Origin of the sequence: Bacteroides sp. 90-K9/2 (assembly GCF_047310725.1) — a bacterium.
GTDB classification, from domain to species: domain Bacteria; phylum Bacteroidota; class Bacteroidia; order Bacteroidales; family Bacteroidaceae; genus Bacteroides; species Bacteroides vicugnae.
The window spans coordinates 649,279-671,720 of sequence record NZ_JBCGVL010000001.1; the positions used below are offsets into that span (position 1 = coordinate 649,279).

Genomic DNA, 22,442 nt, shown 5'->3' on the forward strand with positions numbered 1-22,442 from the left:
AATTATGAGACGAATCTTACTATTATATATATTACTTTCCGTTATAGGTTTGACGACTGTTCAGGCACAGTTCGATAATGGTCGCCAGAGAGTAGACGAAAACGGATACGACCAATACGGAAATCAGGTAGACCCTGCCATGATTCCGGACAGATTGGATAGTGCAAATGTCGAAGTACAGGGATTGCCTCCAAAATTGTATATGTGGCGTATCAAAAACCAGTTGGGCGACCGGACCATAGTACCGGCAGATACAGCCTTTCATCATTTCCAGAATTCAAACCTGACCGAAGGACTTACCGGACATTACAATTATCTGGCCAATATGGGTTCTCCCCGTATGTCACGCATCTTCTTTGACCGCCGTGACCCGGAACCGACTATTTTCATGGAGCCTTTCTCCAGTTTCTTTATTCGTCCTACGGAATTTAATTTTACCAACAGTAACGTACCTTATACGAATCTGACGTATCACAAAGCCGGTAATAAAGTGAACGGGGAAGAGCGTTTCAAATCTTACTTCTCTGTCAATGTAAACAAGAAACTGGCTTTCGGCTTTAATATAGATTACCTGTACGGACGAGGATATTACAATAATCAGAATACGGCGTATTTTAACGCAGCTGTTTTCGGTAGCTATATCGGCGACAAATATCAGATGCAAGCTATATACAGCAACAATTACCTGAAAACAAACGAAAACGGAGGTATTGAGGACGACCGCTATATCACTGCACCGGAAGAAATGGCGCAAGGTCAAAGAGAATATGAGTCAACCAATATTCCTACCGTACTAAATGCAACGACCAACCGTAACCATGACTTTTATGTCTTCCTGACCCAACGATATAATCTGGGATTCAGTCGTGACATACCACAGGCTGAAAATGACACCACTCCCGCCAAACAGGAGTTTGTCCCCGTTACCAGTTTTATACACACCATCCAGGTAGAACGGGCACGGCATACCTTCAACTCGAATGATGATATGCGCGAGAAGAATTATTATCAAAACACTTATTTAGACCCAGATAATCCTACGGCCAGAGACAGTACCACCTATGTAGGAATCAAGAATACCATAGGTATTGCTCTATTGGAAGGCTTTAATAAATATGCCAAAGCCGGATTGACGGCATTCGCTTCCTATAAAATCAGCAAGTATACATTGATGAATATGGAAGGAAATCCGTTGCCCGACAAATACAACGAAAATGAAATATTTGTTGGAGGAGAATTATCCAAACGTGAAGGAAATGTACTTCATTACCATGCTATCGGAGAAGTGGGATTGGCAGGAAAAGCCATCGGACAATTTAATGTAAAAGGAGATATTGACCTGAACTTCCCGTTATGGAAAGATACCGTCAGTCTGATAGCCCGTGGTGAAGTCAGCAATAAGCTTGCTCCTTTCTATATGCGCCATTATCATTCCAAGCATTTTATGTGGGACGACGATATGGACAAGGAATTCCGTACCCGTATTGAGGGGGAATTGAGCATTGCACGTTGGAGGACACGCCTGAAAGCAGGAGTTGAAAACATCAAGAACTATACTTACTTCAACCAAGAAGCAACACCGGAACAGAACAGCGGAAGTATACAGGTATTATCTGCAAGTCTTAATCAGGACTTCAAGTTGGGAATCTTCCATCTGGACAATGAAGTGACCTGGCAGAAATCCAGTGACCAGACTGTACTTCCCCTACCTGATCTCTCGCTATATCATAACTTCTATATGCAGTTCAAACTGGCGAAGAAAGTACTTAGTGTGCAATTGGGAGCCGACGTGCGTTATTTCAGCAAATACAATGCACCTGCCTATATGCCGGCCATTCAGAATTTTCATCTGCAACCGACAGACGACCAAGTACAGATAGGAGGTTATCCGATTGTGAATGTATATGCAAATTTACATTTAAAGCGTACACGTTTCTATGTAATGATGTATCACGTGAACCAGGGCATGAGCAGTCCGAATTACTTTTTGTCTCCGCACTACCCCATCAACCCACGTGTGCTGAAATTCGGTCTTTCATGGAATTTCTATGATTAACAAAAACTATACGGCTTATGGTATCACGCCCCAAATTGAGACTGTTCAGATATTTAGTGCCAGTGATTGTTGTATTGGCATTTATCTCCTCTTTCCGTCAATGCGGCAAGCAGGAAAAACCTGCGGGACATCCGCGTGATTATGCTGCCATTGCCAAAGAGGGTATCATACGTGTAGCCACTGAATATAATTCCATCAGTTTTTATGTAGACAGTGACACTGTTTCCGGTTTTCATTACGAACTGATCCAGGCATTCGCCCGGGACAAAGGGCTCAAAGCCGAAATAACACCTATCATGAGTTTCGAAAAGCGGTTGGAAGGATTAAGCGAGGGACGTTATGATGTGATTGCTTATGGCATATTAGCCACCAGCAAGTTAAAAGACTCTCTGCTTCTCACCTCTCCCATTTTCCTCAACAAGCAAGTGCTGGTGCAACGCAAAGAAACTGGAGAGAATGATTCGCTCTATATCCGTACCCAGCTGGATTTAGCCCAGCGAACACTTCATGTCGTAAAAGGTTCTCCTTCTATTTTGCGTATTCAGAATTTAGGCAATGAGATCGGAGACACGATCTATATCAAAGAGATTGATAAATACGGTTCCGAACAATTGATATCAATGGTAGCGCATGGAGACATCGACTATGCCGTTTGTGACGAAAGTATCGCACTGGCAGCAGCAGATTCGTTGCCGCAAATAGATATTAATACAGCTATCAGCTTCACGCAGTTCTACTCATGGGCAGTCAGCAAACAATCCCCCGCCTTACTCGATAGTTTGAATACATGGCTGGATAAATTCCAAAAGGAAAAGGAATACCAAAAGATTTATAAGAAATACTATGATAAAGAATAACCTTATTTCTATTACACAAAAACTTCGATTCCACATACGTTCATTTTCTTTTATTGCTTTCCTGATTCTCCTGACTATCTGCTTTCCACGGACCCATGCCGCAGAAAGCGGGATATTCAATTTCTCGAATATCAATCTCAAGAATGGCTTGTCGCAACTATCAGTCCTTGCCATTGCCCAAGACTCCAAAGGGTATATCTGGTTTGCCACCCGCAATGGATTAAACAAATACGACGGGGAGAAATTTACTGTATACAAGCATGATAACGATGATCCTCATTCATTGTCGGACAATCATATCACCTGCCTGTTGCCGGACGATGCAAATGACGGATTGTGGGTAGGCACCAATAACGGGCTTAATTATATCAATCTCAAAACCAATCAGATTACCAAATATCAAACGGACGATTATCCAAGCATGGCAGGAAACAACATTGCCGTTCTTCAATTTGACCAGTCCGGAAATCTGTGGGTTGGTACCCGAACGGGGTTATGTATATGGTACCCCCGTTCCGGGGAATTCAAGAAGAAATATTCCGACCATATCCCGGAGAATGAAGCAATCATGCAGCTTTATATTGATGCAGAAAAACGGCTTTATATTGGTACCCACCGTCACGGATTATTTATCTGTACGCCTGAAATGGAGTTGATTCAGCAACTCAATAAAAGCACACTGCCTGCCCTGTCGGACGACGCAATCAGTTGTATTTTCGAAGACTCCCGACATCAGATATGGATAGGAACAGAAACCAGGGGACTGAATAAATGGAACCCGAAGACCAAAGACTTATCCATCTACAATCAGAAAAACAGCGGACTGACAAATGACTATATCCGTTGCATCACCGAGCAGGACCAGAAATTGATTATCGGGACGTTTGACGGACTTAGTATTCTGGATTTAAGAAACGATGATATATCCAAGTACAACCGGTTCGATGCCAACCAGAACAGCCTAAGTCATTTTTCCGTCCGCAGTATCTACATCGACCGGGAAAAAACGCTCTGGGTAGGTACCTACTCCGGTGGTGTGAACTACTATAACCCGCTCAATAACCGATTCATCTTTTACCATCCGGTAGAGAATAACAACCAGAAGTTATATAATATCTTTGGCACGATGGTGTATGATTCCACTTCATTGTGGATTGCAACAGAGGGAGGAGGATTAATGCAGTTCGATCCCATCACCAAGAAATATACCAACTTCCTGATTGAACAGACATCCCAAGGATTGTTCAACAAGAACATCATCAAATCCCTGTTACTGGACGGAGATTACATCTGGTGTGGCACAAGTACCGGAGGAGTCTATAGATTCCATATTCCCTCCAGAAAGTTCACATTAGTATATTCATTCGACCGGGAAAAAAATATAGCTATCTATACTTTTTATAAAGATGCAGAGAATAATCTATGGATTGGAACGACAGCCGACAAAGGACTGGTGAAACTGTCTCCGGACGGAAAAATCACGAATCAGTTCCCGTATGGCAAAGAGAAAAAGGAGTTTGTCAACTTCACCAGCCTCCGGAGTTTCCTGCCACTGAATGCCCATACCTTTCTGATAGGAACCCGGTCGTTCGGGCTCTACGAATATGATATGCAAAAAGGAACGGTGCTCCGTTGCAATATGTCAGAGACAAATCCCAATCAGAAACTCGAAAATAACTACATCACTTCCATGGTGCGCAAAGCGAACGGTGAAATCTGGTTCAGCACTTTCGGAGGGGGAATATACCTGTATAAACAAGGAACAGGCGTCGTCAAACATATTGGCAAGAAAGAGGGGCTACCCAATAATGAGGTATATGCCATGGTGGAGCACAATAATAACTTATGGATTAGTGTCGATAAGGAAATAGCCGAGCTGAATACCAAGACCGGGCAGATACGTAGTTATGACTGTTTTGTCGGTTCTGAAACGTTGGAGTTTACACCGCAGGGAGTCATCAGTCTGCCCCACGGTGAGATCTACTTTAGCGGAAGCAATGGTTTCCTTTCTTTTACCCCCGGCTCTCTCCTAAAGAATAACACCATGCCGCCGGTAGTACTGACCCAACTGACCGTAAACAATAAGGTTATCACACCGAATGATGATACTCATCTGCTGGATAGTGCCCCGGATGATACACAAACATTGGTACTTGCCTACAATCAGAATAATTTTTCCATTGCATACAGTGCCTTGAACTACATTCTGCATAAACAGAACCAATATGCCTATAAACTCTCCGGTCACGACGAAGACTGGAATTACGTAGGTAGTCGTAAAGAAGCATTCTATACCAACATCGCTCCGGGAAAATATACATTCCAGGTCATAGCATCCAACAATGACGGCGTATGGAATGAAACCGGAAAGAAAATGGAAATCATCATTCGCTCTCCGTGGTGGGGAACGCCACTGGCCTATATTCTCTATGTCCTATCCGCATTGGGAATCATGTTTACTATCGGCTATTATATGTACAGTAAGCATAAACTGGAACTGGACTTGCGCATGAAGCAAATGGAAAAACAACGCATGGAAGAATTCCATCAGACAAAGCTACACCTGTTCACCAACTTCTCGCATGAGTTACGTACTCCACTGACACTTATCATCAGTCCGTTGGAAGAGTTGATGAAACGGGCAGAAGTTCCCCAGTTTATCAGAACACAACTGGAAATGATTCTGAAAAATGCCCGCCGATTATTACTTCTCGTCAATCAATTGATGGATTTACAGAAGAACCAGAGTGGTAATCTTACTCTCCAACTGTCTCAAAGCGACCTGAATGCTTTCCTGCTCGAAATATTCTATACATTCAGGCAGATTGCCGAAAGCAAACGGATTCACTTTGAATATCAGCCCCCTCAAGGTGAGGTGACAGCCTGCTTCGATCAGGGCTTACTCGAAAAAGCTGTTTTCAATTTATTGTCGAATGCTTTCAAATTCACAGTACCGGGAGATACGATCACTCTGCGTTTATTGCTGATTACAGATATAGACACTCTCCGCCAAGAACATAGCGACTGGCTATCGGAACATTCTCCGCTTATCACCTCCCATCAGGGAAGTTATTTAGTGATTCAGGTAGCAGATACGGGAAAAGGAATTCCAGAAGATGAACGTACCCAAATCTTCACTCCCTTCTACCAGGTTGGTCACACGACAGGTAGCGAGAATATGAATGGCACAGGTATCGGATTAAGCCTGACTCAATCTGTTGTTCATCTGCATCACGGAGAAATTGGAGTCACAGCCAATACCCCCAAAGGAAGCGTATTCACTATCCTATTGCCAAACCACACCATGACAGAAGAAGAGGTAGCGGATGCCGTTGTTCTCCCGGAAGAAACCAATGAACAAGTAGAAAAAGGTATGTCCGGAGCCATTGATTCCGAAAATACCGTTTCCGGAGCCACTCCATCCCTACCCGGCAAAACAGTTCTATTGGTAGAAGACAACGAAGAGATACGAAGTTACGTAAAAGGACACTTGGAACAATATTACCATGTACTGGAAGCCGACAATGGTTCGGATGCTTTTGAAATTATCCTGAAAGAATTTCCCGACCTGGTGGTGACGGACATTATGATGCCCGGTATCGACGGACTGGAACTTTGTTCACTTATCAAGAACAATTTGCAGACAGGACATATTCCCGTTATTCTACTCACTGCCCGCACGATGGTGATGCATGTCAAAGAAGGATTCTTGTCGGGAGCAGACGATTATGTGGTCAAGCCATTTAATATTGATGTCCTGCTGGTACGTATCTACAATCTTCTGGCGCAGCGGGAGAAGCTAAAATCCGTATATAGCAAAAATTTCTCCCTGCAATCCATGGGAATTGAAGTGGAAACGACCTCCGCCGATGAGAAATTCATGCAGAAACTATTCAAAATCATTGAAAAGTATCTCACTGACCCCGATTTGAAAGTAGACAAAATCTGTGAAGAGATGGGATTCAGCCGGAGCAACCTTTACCGGAAACTGAAAGCTATCACCGACCTGCCGTTGAATGACCTTATCCGTCATAAACGTTTGGAAATAGCTACACAAATGCTGAAGCAAACAGAAATGAACATTACCGAAATTGCAACGGCTACGGGATTCAGTACTCTTGCCTATTTCACGAAATGTTTCAAATCAGCTTACGGTGTTTCTCCATCGGAATATCAAAAGTCACATTCAGGCCATACAGATATTGATACCATCCGGAAATAGCCGATTTACAAAATCGTCCCAAACAATAAAAAATGTCCCAACAAGGCTTACAGAGCGGATTTTTTTATTTGTTTGGGATGAAAATGCAAACATCTGGCATCATTAGACAAACCGATTCTACTCTGTTTCCATACATTTGCAATGTTGTTCTACTTAATATAATCATATGGAAACAAAGATTAAAAACTACTTGTTGGTCTTCGGACTTGGAATCATCACACTTACCAGTTGTAATCACTCTAAAGAGCAAGATATCGTTGCTTCTAACTTCGCATTTGCCGAACAGCAATTAAAATACGCACTGACTCAAATAGACGAGGCACGTGCCAATGAATCACAAGAGAGTAGAGAAAAGAGAGAAAACAAAGGCTGGGGGGAATTAACCAATCCCCGCAGTATCAAACCGGACGGTTCACTGGAACTGGTTGTTTCTAAAGACTGGACCAGTGGATTCTTCCCCGGTGAGCTTTGGTATCTATATGAGTACACGCACAATCCATATTGGAAAGAGCAGGCGCAGAAACATACAGAAATTCTGGAACGCGAAAAAAATAACGGAAAAACACACGACATGGGCTTCAAGATGTATTGCAGCTATGGAAACGGTTATCGTCTGACCGGAGATTCCACTTATAAAGATATTCTGTTGCAATCCGCACGCACCCTGATTACCCGTTACAAACCGGTAATCGGCTGTATCCGTTCCTGGGACCACCATGCAGACAAATGGCAATTCCCCGTTATCATCGATAATATGCTGAATCTTGAACTTCTGTTCTGGGCATTCCGCGAAACAAACGACTCCACCTATTATAATATAGCAGTCAACCATGCACTCACTACCATGAAGAATCACTTCCGTGAAGACAACAGCTGCTATCATGTAGTAGATTACGATACCATCAACGGAACGGTACGCAGCAAAATGACGCATCAGGGATATTCCGACGAATCGGCATGGGCACGCGGACAAGCATGGGCCTTATACGGATACACCATGTGTTATCGTGAAACCGGCAGACCCGAATTCCTGCAACAGGCGGAGAAAGTAGAGAAATACATCTTCAGTAATCCGACCCTGCCGGCAGACCTGATTCCTTATTGGGACTTCAACGCACCCGGAATACCGAACGAACCCCGTGACGCATCCGCTGCATCCTGTATGGCATCCGCTCTTTATGAACTAAGCACATACGTTCCCGAAAAGAAAGAACAATACAAGCAGGAAGCCGATAAGATTCTCCAGAATCTGACGCATAGCTATCGTGCGCAACTGAACGGGGATAAAGGATTCTTGCTGCTGCACAGCACAGGTTCCAAACCACACGACAGCGAAATAGATGTCCCGCTTTCATACGCCGACTATTATTTCCTAGAAGCCTTGCTCCGCAAAGCTAAATTGGAAAAGGAAGAAAGTCTTTTCTAAATCTTCCGGCAACTCTCACGATCACATCACTTTACTATTTATCCTTATTAGTACATTACTAATTATGAAAAGATTATCTTCCATATTCATCCTGTTCATTCTGCTGATACTCCCGTTAAATGCCATGATTCCGACTCAACAAAGAATCCGGCTGACAGACTCATGGGAATACCTGAAAGGTGACTTGGGAAGCATTTGGGAAGCAATACGTCCCGCCGACCCCGGTTCTTCCGAAGCAGTGCCTATCTGGCAACAGGTTACCCTGCCCCACTGTTTCAATGCAGAAGATGCAGTAGACCCGGATATCAATTATTATCAGGGCGCAGGATGGTATCGCACGCAGCTTTCTATCAAGAATCCATATCTCAATGGACGCATCCTGCTGGAGTTTGAGGGAGCAGGACAAAAAACGGAAGTGTATGTCTATACATATAAAGTAGCCAGTCACACAGGAGGCTACGACGGTTGGAGTGTCGATATCACCGAAGCTGTTCAACAAGCCCTTGCCAACCCGGATTGCGCAAAACGCTTCAATGGCAGAATTCCATTATCCGTTCGTTGCGATAATACCAGAGATACGGAGATGATTCCGTCCGACCTGTCGGATTTCAACTTATACGGTGGTCTTTACCGCTACGTGAATCTGATTTACCAGCCCGAAGTGTCCTTCAGTAATATACAGATAGAAACCCCTGTAGAGAAAGATATGAAAAGCGCTTCTCTAAAGATACAAGGAACATTTCATAACCCGAATGATATTCGCCAGGCAAGCATTCACCTTTTATTAAAGGCGCCTAATGGAGAAAAGGTATGGGAACAGACAACAACGATTCTTCCGTTGGGAACAAATCCTCTGTTCGAAACAACGATTAAGAATCCGATTCTGTGGAGTCCCGACCAGCCTCAACTCTATACCTGCGAACTGACATTGACTACTCCTCAAAGCAAACAGACTATTACAGAATCCGTCGGATTCCGTCACTTTGAATTCATTGAAAACGGACCTTTCCGGTTGAACGGAGAACGCCTGCTGTTAAGAGGAACCCATCGGCATGAAGACCATGCCGGAGTAGGCGCCGCTATGACAGAAGAACAAATGGAAGCGGAAATGAAACTGATTAAAGAGATGGGAGTCAACTTTATCCGTTTGGGACATTACCAACAATCGGACATCATTCTCCGTTTATGCGATCAGTTAGGCATTTTGGTATGGGAAGAAATCCCCTGGTGCAGAGGTGGACTGGGAGGAGAGAAATATCAGGCACAAGCCCGCCGGATGCTGACCAACATGATTACCCAGCACCACAATCATCCCTCCGTCATCCTTTGGGGATTGGGAAATGAAAATGACTGGCCCAATGATTTCTCAACATTCGAACAATCGGCCATCCGTGCTTTCATGAAAGAGTTGAATGACTTGTCACACCAACTCGATCCGTCACGTATGACTTCCATCCGCAGATGTGATTTCTGCAATGATATTGTAGATGTCTACTCTCCCTCCATTTGGGCAGGCTGGTATCGCGGACAATTCACAGACTACAAGAGCATTTCGGAGAACGAGATGAAACGGGTGAAACATTTCCTGCACGTAGAATGGGGAGGTGACTCACATGCCGGACGTCATTCCGAATATCCTTTCAACCCGCTACAGGCAATTACGAGTGGAAACAGTGCCGACGAACGGGCAGGCGACTTCGCCCTGCAAGGCGGAGATCCCCGTGCTTCCAGAGATGGCGACTGGTCGGAAACATACATCGTAAAACTATTCGACTGGCACTTGAAAGAGCAAGAAACAATGCCTTGGCTGACAGGAACCGCCTTTTGGGTATTCAAAGATTTCTCCACCCCTCTCCGCCCCGATAATCCGGTGCCATACGTCAATCAGAAAGGAGTGGTAGAACGGGATCTCACTAAAAAAGAAGCCTACTACGTCTTCCAGTCTTACTGGACTAAACAGCCTATGATTCATATTTACGGTCATAACTGGCGGACTCGATGGGGCAAAGTGAACGAAGAAAAAGAGATTCTAGTATATTCCAACTGTGCAGCAGTAGAGCTGTTCGTGAACGGCGTCAGTCAGGGAGTCAAGCAACGCAACAGCCAGGACTTTCCGGCAGCGGGACTTCACTGGAACTGCCTACTGAAAGCAGGAGAAAATAACATAAAAGCGGTCGCTGTGAAAGGCCCTGGTAAAGGTAACATGAAAGCAGCCATTACGGATGAAATAAGTTTCAACTACCAGACAGAAGAATGGGGCAATCCGAAACAACTGAAGTTGAAGACATACCCCGATAAAGGTTCTATCGTATGGGTGGAAGCCCAGCTGACTGACGACAAAGGGATCCCCTGCCTGGATGCTGCAAATGTAATCTCATTTGAAGCTGCGGGCGACGGAAAACTGATTCAGAACTTAGGAACATCCACCGGTTCCCGAAAAGTACAGGCTTATAATGGCAGAGCTGCGATTCGCGTTGACTTGAACGGTACATGCCAGATAGCCGTAAAATCACCGGGCATTCAAACTGCTTTCATCGAAGTGAAAGCTGAATAGCAGTGAAAGCTGAATAAGAAAAGGAGAAAAGTACCATGAGAAAGACAATAGTTTCAATAGGTTTCATTATATTCTTTGGCACTGCTACGGCAGTTGCCGGAGAAAACACAGCCGAACAGATCCGTCACCTTTTAGAAAAAGAAACGATACAACGGGCAGATGCCGCGCTTCATGAGAAACCGGTCACAGTGACCGCTACCCGCGCGACAAGAAGTGCCGGAGGTATCCATGACTTCTATTCGGAGGGTGACTACTGGTGGCCGAATCCGGAAGCTCCCGACGGTCCTTATATCCGCCGGGACGGAGAAACCAACCCGGAGAATTTCACAGCACACCGGCAGACCATGATTCGCATGAGCCAACTGGTAGGCGACCTTACTTCCGCCTGGATACTTACGGGTAAACAAGTATATTCCGATGCAGCCATGCAACATATCCGGGCATGGTTTATCACCCCGGATACACAGATGAATCCCAATCTGCTGTATGCACAGGCCATCAAGGGAGTAGCGACAGGACGAGGAATAGGAATTATCGATACGATTCACCTGATCGAAGTAGTGCAGTCGCTCCGGCTTATGGAAGCGAAAGGGATAATTGACAAGGAAGAACTGGGGACTATCAAACAATGGTTCTCCGATTATCTGACCTGGATGTCCACACACCGTTACGGAATCAAAGAAATGGAAGCGAAAAACAATCATGGTACCTGCTGGGTCATGCAAGTCGCTGCCTTTGCGTTGTTCACGGACAACCGGGAAATGATTCGTTTTTGCACGGAACGCTATAAAACAGTACTTTTACCTAATCAAATGGCTGCAGACGGCAGTTTCCCTTTAGAACTGGAACGCACCAAGCCCTATGGTTATTCTCTTTTCAACCTTGACGCAATGGCCACTATCTGCCAACTGCTCACTACCGAAGAAAAAAACATATGGAACTATACCACACCGGATGGCAAAAACATCGATAAGGGTATCGCTTGGCTTTATCCATACGTAAAAGACAAAAGTAGCTGGAAGAGACAACCCGACATCATGTTCTGGGAAGAATGGCCGGTGGCGCAACCGTTCCTGTTATTCGGCACATTACATCATTTCAACAAAGAATATTTCAAAACATGGATGCAACTGGAGCATTTCCCCACCAACGAAGAGGTGGTACGTAATCTTCCCATCCGTCACCCGTTATTATGGATTCAATAAACTAGAAAATCAATAGAATATGAAAAACTTATTAGTATGCACATTATTGTTCGCCTCTGCTTTCACACTGAACGCACAGGTAGCCAACACCCGCATCTATGCCGCGGAAAAATTAGCCAAAGTAAAAGAAAAAGCCGATTCACCTCTATATGCCCCTGCCGTCAAAACTCTTTTAAGAGATGCCGACAAGGCTTTGAAGATGACTCCGCCGTCCGTAATGGACAAAACAATGACAGCAGATAGCGGAGACAAACACGACTATATGAGCATGGGCCCTTACTGGTGGCCGGATCCATCCAAACCGGACGGTTTGCCCTATATCCGTAAAGACGGACTAAGAAATCCGGAATTGGATAAGCTCGACCGCAACAAACTGGGAGATATGTCGAAAGCAGTCACCACACTGGGACTTGCCTATTACTTCTCCAGTGATGAGAAATATGCGCAAAAAGCCGTAGACTTCCTGAATGTCTGGTTTCTGGATGCCAAGACAAAGATGAATCCGAACCTCACTTACGGACAAACCATCCCCGGAAAGAATAAAGGCATGGGACGTGGTGCAGGTATGATTGATATTTACTCATTCACAGAAATGATTGACGCCATGACATTGATGGAGAACTCGAAAGCATTTACTCCCAAAGTAAAGAAAGGGATGAAAGAATGGTTCACGCAACTAGTGGAATGGATGCAGACCAGTCCCGTAGCTGCCGAAGAACAGAGAGCAAAGAACAATCACGGTCTGGCTTATGACGTGCAACTGACAGCTTATGCTCTATATACAGGCAATCAAGATCTTGCAATGAAAACCATTCAGGAATTTCCCGAAAAGCGTTTGTTCGCGCAGATAGAACCGGACGGCAAGCAACCGTTGGAACTTGCACGCACCACCGCCCTAGGATATACCATCTTCAATCTGGGACATATGCTCGATATGTGTTCGATCGCCTCCACTTTGGGACAGGATATTTACACCGCCACCAGTCCGGACGGACGTTCCATTACGGCAGCACTGAAATTTCTGATTCCATATATCGGCAAACCACAGAGCGAATGGCCTTACCAACAAATCAAGGAATGGGACAAGAAACAGGAAGAAGCTTGCTGGATTCTTCGCCGTGCCTCCTTCTTTGATCCGAAAGCCGGATATGAAGCCATCGGCACTCAATTCCGCAAGACACCTGCCAACAAAAGAATTCATTTAATCTATAGTTTAGAATAAGAAACACTTAAAATACTAATCAGATGAAGAACAAATTTATTCATTACCCTTTGGTAATGGCATTGATGCTGTTATTCTGTGTTCCGTGCGTTACCGTCACTTATGCACAGTCGTTTACCGTCACCGGAACAGTGACCGACAGCCAGGGTGGAATCCCCGGAGCGAATGTGAAAGTAAAAGGTGGTACCGCAGGTACAATCACCAACATGGACGGTCAGTTTACGTTGAGTGTCCCCTCCTCCAAGTCTATCCTGGTGGTTTCATACATCGGATACATCCCACAGGAAGTTGCCATCAACGGTAAAAACAAATTGGATATTCACCTGCTGGAAGATACCAAGACACTGGATGAAGTGGTAGTCGTAGGTTATGGTGTGCAGAAAAAGTCTCACTTGACGGGATCTGTGTCCAAGATGGATATCAACAACCTGACAGATATTCCCGTGACCCAAGTAGACCAGTTATTACAAGGTAAAATTGCCGGTGTCAATATCCAGAACTCTACTTCCGAAGCGGGAGCCGCCCCACAAATCCGTGTGCGTGGTATGGGTTCTATCAGTGCCGACAGTTCTCCGTTGATTGTCATCGACGGCTACCCCACACCGGACGGTCTTTCCACACTCGATATGGCGGATATTTCTTCCATCGAAGTATTGAAAGATGCCGCTTCGGCAGCCATCTACGGTTCACGTGCCGCCAATGGCGTTATTTTGGTTACTACCAAGACAGGAAAAGCCAGTAAACCAAAATACAGCGTGAAAGCCTCCACTGGTTTGAAATGGGCTTATAAGTTACATCCCATCATGAGTTCACAGGATTATTGCAGCATGATCGGATATGAATCGGTATTGAAAAATAAAACAATGTCACAGACAGAGGAGGCTTTCGGCCTCATTGATAACTACACCGACTGGCAGAAAGAGGGATTGAACAGCAGTCCGCAGATTCACCAGGTGCAGCTCTCCGTATCGGGTGGCAAGAATGACATCACTTATTATATTTCGGGCAACTATGCACAGGAAGACGGTATCATGCTCAACAGCAACTATACCCGCCTGAACCTGCGTTCACGCATCACTGCCAAACTATCCAAGCGGGTAGACTTCAGCTTGAATCTGGCACCGTCGTACACCAAGACAGAAACTCCTGCCACCAACTTCATGGATTTCTATCGTACGCCCTCTTTCATGCCTGTACGCCATACAGCCGCCACCTCCGCACTGACCGGCAAACCTATCGGTTCGTATGCACGAGGCAGCGACTTCAGCAATGTCACTTATACCCGTGAAGACGGAACCACTTTCACCCCGACCAGCAGTCCTTTCGGTTCGAGCAACAACAATCCGCGTTCACTGATGGATACGGAAGAACGTTTCCGCGAGGATTACAACCTGCAGGCGAATGCCTCTTTCAATGTCCAACTGATGAAAGGACTGGTATTCACCACTTCCAACGGCTTCTTTATCAAGTATCGCCAGAACAATCAATATCGCGATTATGCAGCGAAGAAAGATGAAGAATCTGCTATGGGTACTTATACCAACCGTCTGTATATCGACTTATTGAGCGAGAACACGTTGAACTATACCGGAAAGACAGGGAAGCATGACTACTCCGTACTGGCCGGCTACACAGCGCAGACTACTTCTGAAAGAACTGCCGGTATCGTCGGACTGGGCTTCCCCACCGACTATATCCATACATTGAATGCCGCAACATCTTTCGACCTTGACGGAACTTACACCCAGAAATACCGTACGGCAATGATGTCCCTATTGGCACGTGCCACATACAGTTATGATGAGAAATACCTGTTCTCTGCCAGTATCCGTACAGACGGAAGTTCTCTCTTCGCCGACGGGCATCAATGGGGCTACTTCCCCTCGGTATCTGTGGGATGGCGTGCTTCGGAAGAGTCTTTCCTGAAACAATTCGGTTGGCTGAACCTGCTGAAAGTCCGTGCCAGTTTCGGTGTGACGGGTAATAACAGTATTCCCGCCAATTCATTCTATGACCTGCTCTATCCCAGCAACTATGCATTGGGAGAGGGAAACGGCAACCTGATCTCCGGACTCGCCAAAACTAGCGAAACCAAAGGTAACAACCGCATCACCTGGGAACAGACTTACGAATACAACGCCGGATTTGACTTGAGCATCCTGAACAACCGCATCAACCTGACAGTGGACGGATACTACTCCATCACCAAACAGTTATTATTCAAACAGCCGGTTCTTTCTTTCACCGGATTCAATAACTACTGGAATAATATCGGACGCATCCGCAACAGTGGTATTGAGATAGAACTGAACACTCATAATATCCGCACCAAGAATTTTGAATGGGAAAGCTCATTCAATATCTCTTCCAACTTCAACAAGTTACTGGAACTTTCGGGAGAAGAACGACTGATCTCTACGGGTGAACGTAACGAAACATATCTGGCACAGGTAGGCAAGAGAGCCATTTCTTTCTTCGGCTACAAGACAGACGGCATTTACAAAAGTCAGGAAGAGGTGGACGCTGTTCCCCACTTGGCCAGCGCCGTACCGGGCAGTCTCCGGATTGTAGATATCAACGATGACGGAGTGATTAATGACAAAGACCGTACAGAAATAGGCAACCCATTCCCGACAGCAACATGGGGATTCACCAATACACTGACCTGGAAAGGATTCGACCTTTACGTCATGATTCAGGGAGTTCACGGACTGGATGTATTCAACGGTGACGGTTACTTTACCGAAACCAAGAAGTTCAACCGCAACTACGTGAAAAACCGCTGGATCAGCGCAGACTACCCGGGTGACGGAAAAACTCCCTCTTTCGCAGCAAACGGCGGTGTCGCCTGGGAATTTACGGATTACCTGATCGAAGACGGCTCGTATGTGGCATTGCGCAACGTGACTTTAGGTTATAAGTTCAATAAGAAGCAATTGAAAAAGATCGGAATCAACTCACTCCGTCTCTATGCTTCAGGACAGAACCTGTTCTATATCTGGTCCAAGGACTACCGTGGTATTAATCCGGAAGCACGCAAGACGAGTGGTTCTTACAGTTCTCCCCTTATCAACGGTTACCAGTCCGGAGGGTTCCCCCTGCAATCGACAGTCACTTTCGGATTCGAACTTAATTTCTAACTCCTTAAAGACAAATAACAATGAAACTAAAACATACATTCATCGGTATTCTCTCGACCTGTGCGTTGGGACTCGCCTCCTGCGACTTGAACATCATGCCAGATTCTTACATAGCCGATATCAACTTCTATAAGAATGAAGCGGAAGTGAATACTGCTGTCATCGGCTGTTACGGAGGTATGCACAATCCGTTAAATATAGAATGGGCGCTGACGGAACTCCGCTCGGACAATACCCGCATGAACAGCACCCGTTCCAGTAATGACGCATTCATGCAACTGCTGGCACTGGACCTCGGAACAATGGACGCCAGCAACCCGAATATCCGTACTTACTGGGAGGCTACTTATCAGAACATCAATAACTGTAACTCGATACTGGTTCCCGAAGTGTTGAACGTAGTGGAGGACGAAAAGAAGCGTGCACAATTCGAGGGTGAAGCACTCTTTATCCGTGCTTATCATTACTTCAATCTGGTGCGTCTTTTCGGTCCCACCTTTCTGGTGACGGAAGAGATCAGTATGGAAGAATCATTAAGAAAAAACCGCAGTTCGGTACAGGCTACCTACTCACAAATCATCGACGACCTGAAACGTTCTGTCACGGACTTGCAGGATGTTACGTATAGTTCCAATGACTTGGGACGCGCCACGGTACTGGCAGCCAAGTCACTACTGGCAAAGGTTTATCTTACCCTCGGACAGTATGAAGATGCCAAACCGTTACTAAGCGATGTAGTGACTGTTAAAGGCGAAACGCTGAATGTCAAATATGCCGATGTGTTCGACACGACCAAAGAAATGAACGATGACATTATCTTCACTGTACGCTACAAAAGCGGCAGTCTGGGTATCGGTTCTCCGTTTGCCAATACATTTGCACCGCAGAACAGTGGCGCGAATGTAATCACCGGTAGCGGTGACGGTAAGAATTACCCGACGAAAGAAATATCCGCTGCTTACAGTAAAGAGGATTTAAGAAAGGACGTCAGCATGGCAGACAGTTATTATGATAAGAGCAAAGAGATGGAAGCACAGGTTGCTTATGTCAAGAAGTTCCTTTCAGAAGTATCTGTACGATACGATGCTGAAAATGACTGGCCCATTATCCGTTACGCAGATGTGCTGCTGATGTATGCGGAAGTATTGAACGAAGTAGACGGTCCTTCTGCCGGATTGAAATACCTGAATCTGGTACGTGAACGTGCCGGACTAAGCAAAATCGAGAGTAACGCTGTGACTACCCGTAACGTATTCCGTACCTATCTTGAGAAAGAACGTCGTTTGGAACTGGCTTTCGAAAATCAACGCTGGTTCGACCTCTTGCGTTGGGGCAAGGCCATAGAGGTGGTCAACAAGCATATTCAGGAAACGGAATGGGATTTCTATGCTGGCTATACCCAACAGATCAACAAGTTGCAGGATTACCAATTGATACTGCCGATTCCACAAAGCGTGATCGACAACAATCCGGGCGTCATCACACAGAACCCTAACTATTAATACTAAAAGACACTGAATCATGAAAAATAAATTCTATAGCCTATTCATCTTCTTCGTTCTCACTGCGCTGGCAGGTTGCAACGAAAAAGAATCGACTGATGTCACCGAACAGGGTGATCCTCAAATTATAGAGTTCACCCCGACGAGCGGTAAGTTCGGACAGGAAATCACTGTCAAAGGAGAATTCCTGCGCGATATACAAAAAGCAACGATTGGTGGCGTAGAAGCTACGATACGCTATAAGCTCTCTCAACAGGAGATTGTTATTGTAGTTCCCGCCAATGCCGGAAACGGGAAAATCGTTCTTAGTACGAAAGAAAAAAAGACGGAAAGTGAGCAGTCATTTACGATTGTATATCCGGTTCCCCAAGTGAAGAATGTTCCTGCCGGGGCGCACGTGGGAGATCAGATTGAAATACAAGGTGAGAATCTGGACATCGTGTCTAAAGTTTGTTTCGGCGATAAAGAGGCTTCCATCTCCTATCAGTCCGAAAGAGAAATTGTAGCAACCATTCCTTTCGTCATCACGGATGCCGCTCCTATCTCCCTCTATTATCTTGACTCTACAGGAGAGCAGTTCACTCAACCGGAGGGTCCTGCTTTTGAGATCATCAAAGATATTCCGACCATTGACGCAATGGCAGAACGGGTGACCGAGGGAAGTCTGATTACCCTCAACGGAACTTTCCTGAATCTGATTGAAAGCATCCATTTCGGGGATGAAGTGAAAGTGACTAACTTCGTTGAGAAAACTGCCAACAGCATTGTATTCCGTGTTCCGGAATTGCCGGAGAGTGCTACTGTGGACGTTCTGGCCAAATATTATGAGGGAACAGGCAGTCTGACGCTACGGAATGACTGTTATGTATTTATTCCGAGAGTATTCAGCTATCCGAATCTGAAGATGGGCGCACACCGCAATGAAGATTTTGGTAATATGATTAACGGAACTACCGGACAGGTTTCCACCACTTGTATCCTGAAAGATGTTGATTCCCGTGCCCTGATTGATTTTGCAGCGGTACACAACAGTAATAATGACTTTGCATTGAACGGTCCGCAGAACATAAAGGCTAATTTGAGAAATTATTGGTGTAACGGTACTCCATTACCTCCATTGAAGAGTTCTTCTACGGAAGCCGAAGTCAACGAAAACTTTGGTGAGTTTACTTCTACTGTCACCAAACTTCTTGTACTTCAGGAAAGCAAAGGATATGGCGAACTGATTAGAAACATTAAAGAAGGAAACATCGAAGAAATATCTCCTACCGACGAGATTACCAAAGCATTATTCAATATTGACATGGATGCGGAAGGCTCCAACTCGGTACGCAGCCGTCAGAAAGCGGAAGCGGAGGATAAGGAAGCATCGAATATATACAAGGCAGGCAGTGTCGTTGTGTTCAAGAACCTGAAGAAGAATAAATTCGGTATTATGATTATCCGTTCTGTCAATGTAGACTTTGACGCTGTTAAGGCGACGAATGATGCCAATGCAACGATTACTTTCGACCTGTATTACCAACGTTACTAAAAAAGACGAAAGACAATGAAAAGACAATATAAATTTACCGCATTATCGGCAGTCCTGTTCTGCCTGATAGGTTTGTTGTACGGATGTACCCGTGACAATGAAATCATAATTCCGGAAACATCTGTCAATCCACCGGCTACGGATTATTCCGTAGCAATCGGTGACGAGGTTACCTTTACCGGACAGAATATGCATCTGATCTCTAAAGTGGCTTTTGACAATCAGGTGGTCAACATCACTACCGAGCCATCCAACCGTTCGCAAACCACACTGATAGTGGCGGTGCCCGATAATTTCGAAGTGACACAACATATCTCTGTCGTTGCCACTTACAATTCTGTACACAAACTGACTTTGAGTGATGCTTTCGAAGTGGTAGTGCCGGGTGTCACCACTGATGTGAGTTCTGCTACTATCGGAGATAAGATCACACTTACAGGAAAGAATATGCACCTGATTACTAAGGTAAACTTCGGAGATCAAGTGGTATCTTTCGATCCCAATCCAGACCGTTCGCATACTTCACTGATGGTAACTGTGCCCTCTACTTTCGATATAACTAAAAAGGTTCAGTTGAGCGTTACGTATACCACCCATACCGTGAATGTATCTAATGATTTTGAAGTAATCGTGCCACCGGTTATTCCTACTGTCACCACTGTTCTGGAAGGAGAAGTGGGCACAGGAGCCACTATTACGCTGGCCGGAACCAATCTGAATATTATCAAGAAACTAATGGTAAACGGACAAGCATACGAGTTTACAGCTACCGCTACCAGTCTTTCTTTTAAAGCTCCCGAAGACATTACCGAAAATTTAGTAATCGACAATGTAGTATTAGTGTATGACAATGTGCTGGGGGATAATCAGGAACTATCTGTATCGGGAAGCGTAACAGTGAAACCGACACCTACCCTGCCATACATCCTTTGGGAAAATATCGAACTGGGAAGTCATGGAACGGAGAATGCTTTCTTTGATGTTACGAATGGACGGACGATGACTCCATGCGATGTAGTCGAACATAAGGAATGGGTTACTTTCGCAATGGATAATACTAGCGGTGCGCCCACAGCGCGTCTGTTGAATCCGGCCAATATCGGAACCAATCTTCTGAACAGTCAGTTTTGCAATGGTACAGCTTTGAATCTGAATGATTATGCCATCTGGAAAGAGCCTACGCAGACAACCCCGTTCAAGAAAGTCACGGATGACGCACTGATTGCCAAAGTGACAAATGGTGAAATCACCAATATTCGGGATGACATCGGAGATGTGAAAGCGTCTGATATCAAAACAAATACTCCGACTATTGCAGCAGGAGAAGTGTATTACTTCTATCATAAGGAGAAATTCGGATTGATCTGGGTGAAACAACTGAATATTCAAACAGACAGAAAGCTGAATACCATCATTATGAATGTATATTACGAGAAATAGGCAATACAATAAAACGAGTACCCCAAAAGTTATATTATCCCATGAATCTACGAGCGAACTACTCCAAGAGAATCCGTTTGTCACTGGCTTTCAGTATTGTTGCAATGACTGTTTGCGCCCAGAGCATCTGGAATGCAGAACATTTGGAGCAAGTGAAAAAGTCTCTCAACCAACCCGCATACAGCGCCACTTATCAGAACTTGCTAAAGCAGGCAGACAAGGCTTTGAACGCCCACCATCTTTCTGTTATGATGAAAGATAAGACACCACCAAGCGGAGACAAGCACGACTACTTGAGCCAGGCACGCTATTTCTGGCCGGACCCTACCAAGCCGGACGGTAAACCTTATATCAGCCGTGATGGTGTGTCCAATCCGGAACTGGATAAACTGGACCGTAACCGCTTGGGAGAAATGGCAAATAATGTCACTACACTTGCACTTGCGTGGTATTTCAGTGGCAAAGAACAGTATGCACTAAAAGCAACCAAGCAGATTCGTGTCTGGTTTCTGGATAAGAAAACCTGCATGAATCCACATCTGAAATATGCACAGGTTGCGCCCGGACATAATAATGATCTTGGCCGTTGCTATGGTGTGATAGATACTTATTCGTTAGTGGAAATGCTGGATGCCGTCCAGCTTCTTGAAAAATCCCGTTCGTTCACCTCGAAAGATTCAGAGCAGCTAAAAAAATGGTTCGGGCAATTACTGGACTGGATTCTGACTAGCGAACAAGGAAAAGAAGAAGCCAGCCGCCCCAACAATCATAGTACTGCTTATGATGCACAAGCCATCGCATTTGCACTCTATACAGGCAATCATAAAGTAGCCGAACGGATACTTCGGGAAGTTCCCGAGAAGCGGGTATTCAAACAGATTGAACCGGGCGGCAAACAGCCCGAAGAATTACGCCGGACATTGGCTTTCGGATATTCAGAATTCAATCTGCAACATCTGATAGATATTGCGACTATGGGAGAAAAAGCCCATGTACCTGTTCTTTCCGTCAGCTCTGCCGACGGACGAAGCATTTACAAAGCTGCCGATTTTCTGAAGCCATATCTTGGTAAGGGAGTCAAAAAATGGCCTTACAAGCAAATCAGCGAATGGAACAGTAAACAACAGGAATTATGTAAAGACCTGTATCGACTGTATCTGCTCGATTCCACTCGCACCGATTATTTAAAGGCATATCAGCAGTTCCGAAAAAAGAACTCCAAAGAGCTTTTCAATCTTCTTTTCCTGAAAGAGAAAGATGCATTGTAAAAAAGGAGAATATACT

Annotated in this window: 12 protein-coding genes; all 12 read left to right on the forward strand. The window is 45.0% G+C overall.

Annotated elements, in window-relative coordinates; translation table 11 throughout:
- The first annotated feature begins 4 nt into the window (after positions 1–4).
- The 12 genes from AAHJ11_RS02595 to AAHJ11_RS02650 all read left to right on the forward strand — a co-directional run bounded on the left by AAHJ11_RS02595 (position 5) and on the right by AAHJ11_RS02650 (position 22,426).
- Entirely contained in the window at positions 5–2,056 is a 2,052-nt protein-coding gene (locus tag AAHJ11_RS02595; RefSeq protein ID WP_195649081.1) for a putative porin, read from the forward strand.
- A gap of 17 nt (positions 2,057–2,073) precedes the next feature.
- Positions 2,074–2,913, forward strand: coding sequence for a transporter substrate-binding domain-containing protein (locus AAHJ11_RS02600; RefSeq protein ID WP_148366225.1), 840 nt, complete (start codon positions 2,074–2,076; stop codon positions 2,911–2,913).
- The gene (locus tag AAHJ11_RS02605; RefSeq protein WP_413579027.1) at positions 2,900–7,135 is read left to right on the forward strand and encodes a two-component regulator propeller domain-containing protein; all 4,236 of its coding nucleotides are present in this window, start codon (positions 2,900–2,902) and stop codon (positions 7,133–7,135) included. The genes AAHJ11_RS02600 and AAHJ11_RS02605 overlap by 14 nt, the downstream gene beginning before the upstream one ends.
- 166 nt (positions 7,136–7,301) lie before the next feature.
- On the forward strand, positions 7,302–8,561 hold the full coding sequence (locus AAHJ11_RS02610; protein ID WP_074637154.1) for a glycoside hydrolase family 88 protein: 1,260 nt from the start codon (positions 7,302–7,304) through the stop codon (positions 8,559–8,561).
- Positions 8,562–8,625: 64 nt separating this feature from the next.
- Positions 8,626–11,115 carry a glycoside hydrolase family 2 TIM barrel-domain containing protein gene (locus AAHJ11_RS02615; protein WP_234131973.1) on the forward strand — a complete coding sequence of 830 codons (2,490 nt, stop codon included), beginning with the start codon at positions 8,626–8,628 and terminating at the stop codon, positions 11,113–11,115.
- Positions 11,116–11,150: 35 nt separating this feature from the next.
- Positions 11,151–12,320 carry an alginate lyase family protein gene (locus tag AAHJ11_RS02620; RefSeq protein ID WP_297284682.1) on the forward strand — a complete coding sequence of 390 codons (1,170 nt, stop codon included), beginning with the start codon at positions 11,151–11,153 and terminating at the stop codon, positions 12,318–12,320.
- 19 nt (positions 12,321–12,339) lie between these two features.
- On the forward strand, positions 12,340–13,542 hold the full coding sequence (locus AAHJ11_RS02625) for an alginate lyase family protein (protein ID WP_297284681.1): 1,203 nt from the start codon (positions 12,340–12,342) through the stop codon (positions 13,540–13,542).
- 23 nt (positions 13,543–13,565) lie between these two features.
- Positions 13,566–16,682 carry a SusC/RagA family TonB-linked outer membrane protein gene (locus AAHJ11_RS02630; protein WP_258980202.1) on the forward strand — a complete coding sequence of 1,039 codons (3,117 nt, stop codon included), beginning with the start codon at positions 13,566–13,568 and terminating at the stop codon, positions 16,680–16,682.
- Positions 16,683–16,702: 20 nt separating this feature from the next.
- Positions 16,703–18,184, forward strand: coding sequence for a RagB/SusD family nutrient uptake outer membrane protein (locus AAHJ11_RS02635; RefSeq protein ID WP_297284680.1), 1,482 nt, complete (start codon positions 16,703–16,705; stop codon positions 18,182–18,184).
- Between the two features lie 19 nt (positions 18,185–18,203).
- Positions 18,204–19,718 carry an IPT/TIG domain-containing protein gene (locus AAHJ11_RS02640; RefSeq protein ID WP_234131978.1) on the forward strand — a complete coding sequence of 505 codons (1,515 nt, stop codon included), beginning with the start codon at positions 18,204–18,206 and terminating at the stop codon, positions 19,716–19,718.
- Positions 19,719–19,733: 15 nt separating this feature from the next.
- On the forward strand, positions 19,734–21,158 hold the full coding sequence (locus AAHJ11_RS02645; protein WP_195649074.1) for a hypothetical protein: 1,425 nt from the start codon (positions 19,734–19,736) through the stop codon (positions 21,156–21,158).
- Between the two features lie 41 nt (positions 21,159–21,199).
- Positions 21,200–22,426: an alginate lyase family protein gene (locus AAHJ11_RS02650; RefSeq protein ID WP_320979056.1), complete on the forward strand. Its 1,227-nt coding sequence runs from the start codon at positions 21,200–21,202 to the stop codon at positions 22,424–22,426.
- The last annotated feature ends 16 nt before the right edge of the window (positions 22,427–22,442 follow it).

Excerpts from the sequence above, each read along its gene's own strand:
- AAHJ11_RS02630 (WP_258980202.1), top strand. The coding sequence starts at position 13,566 with ATGAAGAACAAATTTATTCATTACCCTTTGGTAATGGCATTGATGCTG.
- AAHJ11_RS02635 (WP_297284680.1), top strand. The coding sequence starts at position 16,703 with ATGAAACTAAAACATACATTCATCGGTATTCTCTCGACCTGTGCGTTG.
- AAHJ11_RS02605 (WP_413579027.1), top strand. The coding sequence starts at position 2,900 with ATGATAAAGAATAACCTTATTTCTATTACACAAAAACTTCGATTCCAC.
- AAHJ11_RS02595 (WP_195649081.1), top strand. The coding sequence starts at position 5 with ATGAGACGAATCTTACTATTATATATATTACTTTCCGTTATAGGTTTG.
- AAHJ11_RS02625 (WP_297284681.1), top strand. The coding sequence starts at position 12,340 with ATGAAAAACTTATTAGTATGCACATTATTGTTCGCCTCTGCTTTCACA.
- AAHJ11_RS02645 (WP_195649074.1), top strand. The coding sequence starts at position 19,734 with ATGAAAAGACAATATAAATTTACCGCATTATCGGCAGTCCTGTTCTGC.
- AAHJ11_RS02640 (WP_234131978.1), top strand. The coding sequence starts at position 18,204 with ATGAAAAATAAATTCTATAGCCTATTCATCTTCTTCGTTCTCACTGCG.
- AAHJ11_RS02650 (WP_320979056.1), top strand. The coding sequence starts at position 21,200 with ATGAATCTACGAGCGAACTACTCCAAGAGAATCCGTTTGTCACTGGCT.
- AAHJ11_RS02620 (WP_297284682.1), top strand. The coding sequence starts at position 11,151 with ATGAGAAAGACAATAGTTTCAATAGGTTTCATTATATTCTTTGGCACT.
- AAHJ11_RS02600 (WP_148366225.1), top strand. The coding sequence starts at position 2,074 with ATGGTATCACGCCCCAAATTGAGACTGTTCAGATATTTAGTGCCAGTG.
- AAHJ11_RS02615 (WP_234131973.1), top strand. The coding sequence starts at position 8,626 with ATGAAAAGATTATCTTCCATATTCATCCTGTTCATTCTGCTGATACTC.
- AAHJ11_RS02610 (WP_074637154.1), top strand. The coding sequence starts at position 7,302 with ATGGAAACAAAGATTAAAAACTACTTGTTGGTCTTCGGACTTGGAATC.